General features: G+C 59.7%; 4 protein-coding genes. 2 read left to right on the top strand and 2 right to left on the bottom strand.

All coding sequences use genetic code 11. The features are described 5' to 3' along the window. A partial coding sequence (locus WB528_RS19070; protein WP_423889952.1) for a transposase occupies positions 1–445 on the bottom strand: 445 nt, incomplete at its 3' end. A gap of 32 nt (positions 446–477) precedes the next feature. Between WB528_RS19070 and WB528_RS19065 the strand changes: the two genes are divergently transcribed. Next, positions 478–1,362: a tripartite tricarboxylate transporter substrate binding protein gene (locus WB528_RS19065; protein ID WP_423889951.1), complete on the top strand. Its 885-nt coding sequence runs from the start codon at positions 478–480 to the stop codon at positions 1,360–1,362. A 36-nt stretch (positions 1,363–1,398) separates the two neighbouring features. Next, on the top strand, positions 1,399–2,373 hold the full coding sequence (locus WB528_RS19060) for a Bug family tripartite tricarboxylate transporter substrate binding protein (RefSeq protein WP_423889950.1): 975 nt from the start codon (positions 1,399–1,401) through the stop codon (positions 2,371–2,373). 135 nt (positions 2,374–2,508) lie between these two features. On the opposite strand, the gene WB528_RS19055 is transcribed toward WB528_RS19060, so the two are convergent. Then, positions 2,509–4,146, bottom strand: coding sequence for a WD40 repeat domain-containing protein (locus WB528_RS19055; protein WP_423889949.1), 1,638 nt, complete (start codon positions 4,144–4,146; stop codon positions 2,509–2,511). Positions 4,147–4,608 lie beyond the last annotated feature (462 nt).

Below are 4,608 nucleotides of genomic sequence, written 5' to 3'. Positions count from 1 at the left end.
CCGGTGCCCGCTTCCAGCTGGCACAGAACAGGTCCACCATCGCTCCCATCATCCGCGCAATCTCAGTCCGGCTCGGCGCGTTCTCAAGGCGCGACATCGTCGGCTGCGAGCACAACGGCTCACCACTCTCGGGTGCGCGCCCTATCGCCATCTTGAACACCGGGTCCTGACGTAGCGTCGTGCAGTCGTTGGCGTCCTCGTATCCGGCCGCGATCGCAAACACCCGCAACCGCAGCATCTCCACCAGCGTGTGGTCGATCCGGTTCGGGTCACGGTGGTCGGTCACACACGCCGCCAGTCTTGCCGCGATGCCCAACCGCTGCTCAACACCGCGCAGCAGCAGCACGCCGGCGTTGGATGACAACATGCCACCGTCAAACGCGATGCTCACCTTCTTGCGCGCAACCGCTGGCAAGTCAAAGGGCAGATGGCTATCCTGGTGCATGACGGATGTGGCGCTCCTCGATCGCGCGTTTGATGAGGCTTCAGCACCAGAATCATGCGGTGAATCGCGGCTTCCCGCTACATCCGTCACTCAAAAATCACCGCCGTCATGAATTAAGCGGGCTAGGCCAGTCGTTTTTCATCGACAACAAACCGGGCGCAGGCGGCAACGTCGCCGCGGAAGCGGCGGCCCAGGCGGCTGCGGATGGTTACACGCTCCTGCAGTTTACTCCCTCGAATGCCATCAGCGTATCTCTCCATAAGAAGCTGAACTACGACCCGCTTCGCGATCTCACTCCTGTTGCGGGCGCCGTGCGAGCGCCGCTGGTCATGGAAGTAAATCCCTCCCTCCCGGTGAAGTCAGTTGCCGAGTTCATTGCCTATGCCAAGGCAAACTCGGGCCGCGTCAACTTGGCGTCCGCCGGAATCGGCACCACGCCCCATCTCGCGGGCGAGCTGTTCAAGATGATGGCAGGCATCGACCTGATCCACGTCCCGTACCGTGGCGGTGCACCGGCTTTGATTGATTTGCTGGGCGGACAAGTCCAAGTGCTGTTTGACCCGATCCCTGCCTCCATCGGCTATATCAGGGACGGGAAATTGCGTGCGCTGGGGGTAACAACGGCCGGCCGCTCCGAGGCGCTGCCGAATGTCCCCGCAGTGGCGGATACATTGCCGGGATATGAGGCGAGCAATTGGTGGGGCCTTTGCGCGCCCAAAGGTACCCCGCCTGCGATCACCGATTTGCTGAACAGCGCAGTCAATGCCGCCCTGCTTGATCCGAGTCATCAGAAGCAACTCGCTGATCTGGGTGGAATGCCGCTAAGGGGCTCGGCTGCGGACTTTGGCCGCCTGATCGCCGCGGATACCGAGAAGTGGGCCAAGGTCGTCAAATTCGCGGACATCAAACCAGAGTGACCGATTCCAGGTTGCTCACATTGACTGGAGGGAAACATGTTGAAACTTCCCCGCCGCAATATTCTCCGTCTGGCAGCGGCTGCAACTGCACTCCCGGCTATCTCGCGCTTCGCCTGGGCGCAATCCTATCCGGCACGGCCGGTGCATCTGCTCGTCGGGTTTCCTGCCAGCGGCCTGACCGATATTCTGGCGCGCGTGTTGAGTGAGTCGCTGTCGCAGCACGCCGGTCAGCAATTCGCCGTCGAAGATCTGCCCGGCGCCGGCACCAATGTGGCAACCGAGAAAGTCATACGATCGGCGCCAGACGGGTACACGCTGCTGATGGCCACTTCGTCAAATGCCATCAACGCCAGCCTCTACACCGGGCTGCATTTCGACTTCATCCGCGACACCGCACCGGTCGCCAGCATCGCCCGCACGCCGATGGTGATGACGGTCGCTCCGTCGTTTCCGGCCAAGACCGTCGCCGAATTCATTGCTTACGCCAAGGCCAATCCCGGCAGCATCAACATGGCGACGGCCGGCAAGGGCAGTTCGCTGCATCTGGCCGGCGAACTGTTCATGGCCATGACCGGCGTCAAAATGACGGTCGTGCATTACCGCGAAATCTATATCCCTGACATGCTGGCGGGGCGCATGCAGGTCGTGTTCAGCCCGATCCCGACAATGATCGAGCAGATCAGGGCGGGGAAGCTCCGCGCCCTGGCTGTGACCAGCAGCGCGCCGTCGCCGGCCCTGCCGGGCGTCCCGCCCATCGCCGCGACCGTACCCGGCTTCGACGCCGTCATCTGGAACGGCATGGTGGCGCCGAAGGGCCCGCCGGCGGATGTCGTCGACACGCTCAACCGCGCGGTCACCGCGAGCCTCGCCGAGCCGGGAGTCATGGCCAAGTTCGCCAATCTCGGTAGCGTACCTAAGGCAATGACGCCCGCGGAGTTCGGCAAGTTCGTCGTCGAAGACACCGAGAAATGGGCCAAGGTCATCCGGGCGGCCAACATTACGGTCGGCTAACTGAACGTCCGCTTTGCTTCCACTAGCTGCCGCGGAAGCGGACATCGTCGCCGGTCGAAAAGTGCCAGCACGAGACAAACGGCGATGCAGCAATACTGTTCAATCGATGACAGTCGCATTGTCGAACATCAGCAGTCAGCCACCGATACGGAAGACACTGACGAAGTTGCCGTTGCTGATCGCTAAACGGTCGCCATCCGGCGACAAAGCTATGCCACGCTCGAAATATCGGGTCTTGATCGTCGCGTCTTCGCCAGCCTCGGCAAACGGACTCCAAAGCCGGATCATATGATAACCATCGGGAAAGATCAGGAAGCGTTCGTTCGGAGCCCACAATATCGGAGTGTTCAGCCCGCAATCATCCTGGTTCTCTGAACAATCCGGCCCGTGAGAAAAGGCGGCACGCGATGCGATCTGAGTGCCGTCGCTTAAGCGAAAAATCCGAATTGCTTTTGCCGCAAAATAGGGTGGGCTGGTATCGGCCTCCGCCACGGCCGCCATGCTGCTGTCCGGACTAAGTGCAATAAATGTGGGACGCTGAACCGGAAGTGCCGTGACCGTGATTGGCTGACCTGTCCGTGCATCGACAACAAAGAATTTGCCAGAAGACCAGAACGCAAGCCTGCCGCCATCATCGGAAAGGGCTAACCGGCCAACTTCACTCGGAGCGATCGGCAGCTCTATTGTTGAAAGCTTCTGCCAAGTCCTGGTGTCATAAACCGAAATCGGGCGTTTAAGGGCAGCGTATCCATTGATGCGGCCGTGGACAGCCGCCAGAACCGAACCATTTCGCGAGAGCGTAAGTTCCGCTTCGCCCAGGCCGGGTTCGTTCGGCTGCAGCAAGGGCTCCTGAAAGACAGTACGGCCGGACGCGATATCGAAGACCGAAAAAGCAACGCCCGTCTTGATCTCGCCTGCCAGGATTATTTGCTTCCCATTACTCGCAAAGTAAGGCGAGAATGGACTTGCCAGACCTGGAAACTCTCGCTGATGTTCGACATGTCCCGCCGGGTCATGCACCACCATCAGCCCATCGCCGTAGCTGGAAAGCGTCAGAATTTTTGTTTCGTCCGGCGACCACGAAATGAATCCGGACGGTTCTTTTGTCTGCCACTCAGTTGCAAGAGAGATTTTCGGCAGCCTAGTCGACGACGACCACGACACCTCCGGATGCCACGGCTTCCAATTGGCGTAAACACAAAGTGCAGTCACTGTTACGATTGCCGCTGTGGCCAGGGTGGTGCACAGGTACAACACCCACCTGCATGCCTTGACCCGCTCCGGGGACCTCGGCGCCTTCGCCAGCGCGCGAGATAACGCCCAACACCCCAGCACAAACGGGACCTGGACTGCGGCAAGCCAAGGATCGAGCACCGCAGCACCCGAGAGATAAATTTGCAGTGCAGACGCCTCAATACATAAAGGAATTGCGACAACAGTAGCCCAAAGCGGCAGCCTTCCTAAGACAAGGATAAAGAGAGCCAGAACGACCGCGCCGGTGACGGCCGGGATCGGCGTGAGCACCAACGCGCCGAAAACACCGACAACAGGCGACAACGCAAGCATCAACTCTGCGGTCGAAACCGCGATGTCCGGGTCATGATGGAGCAAGCCTTGCCACACCATGGTCGAACCCAGCAACGCCATAATCGTCACGGCGTTGATGGCAAAACCCAGAAGCAAGAAGAGACCAGCCGAGACGATCCAGCGTGGAACCGCCCGGTCAGGCAAAGGCGAACCGCAAGGGTCCGCCAATAAATCGGCACTGGTCATGTATCTGGGCCGCTGCTCCGGCTATCTCGCTATCTTACCTCCTATGCCATACGCCTCCCAAACTCGTCCGGCTAAGGTTAAAGAGTGCTTGTGACGTGAACCAGCAACCATTTTGCGAAACAGCAATTGCCGGGATCGAATGTCTGAATGGGGTCAAACAGGTCGATTTGGACGTGTTCGCGTCACGTCCGCTGATACCCCAAGACCCGCCGTGACAACGGACATCTTCTTGGGCAGCGACGTGCCATGAGCCGACATTGCTCCATGAGTTCGGGCACCCGAACACGCCCGACAAGCTAGCCGGGTTCTCTGCCGAATCGCTTTGCGGTCTCGGCCTGAACGGCAAGTTATTTGGTAGGATGAAAGATATCGACGGCAATTAAGACGACATTGTCGGTGCCGAGGTTGCGATGATAGTGAGTCGTGTCCTTGGTAGCTGTCGATGTGTCGCCGGCATGGAGC

This window comes from Bradyrhizobium sp. (assembly GCF_049586575.1).
Lineage (GTDB): Bacteria > Pseudomonadota > Alphaproteobacteria > Rhizobiales > Xanthobacteraceae > Bradyrhizobium.
Note: the sequence above shows the minus strand (reverse complement) of the source record. Positions and strands in the feature narration are given on the sequence as shown.

Bases quoted from the DNA above. Each gene is read 5' to 3' on its own strand.
- WB528_RS19065 (WP_423889951.1), top strand. From the start codon at position 478: ATGAGGCTTCAGCACCAGAATCATGCGGTGAATCGCGGCTTCCCGCTA.
- WB528_RS19060 (WP_423889950.1), top strand. From the start codon at position 1,399: ATGTTGAAACTTCCCCGCCGCAATATTCTCCGTCTGGCAGCGGCTGCA.
- WB528_RS19055 (WP_423889949.1), bottom strand. From the start codon at position 4,146: ATGACCAGTGCCGATTTATTGGCGGACCCTTGCGGTTCGCCTTTGCCT.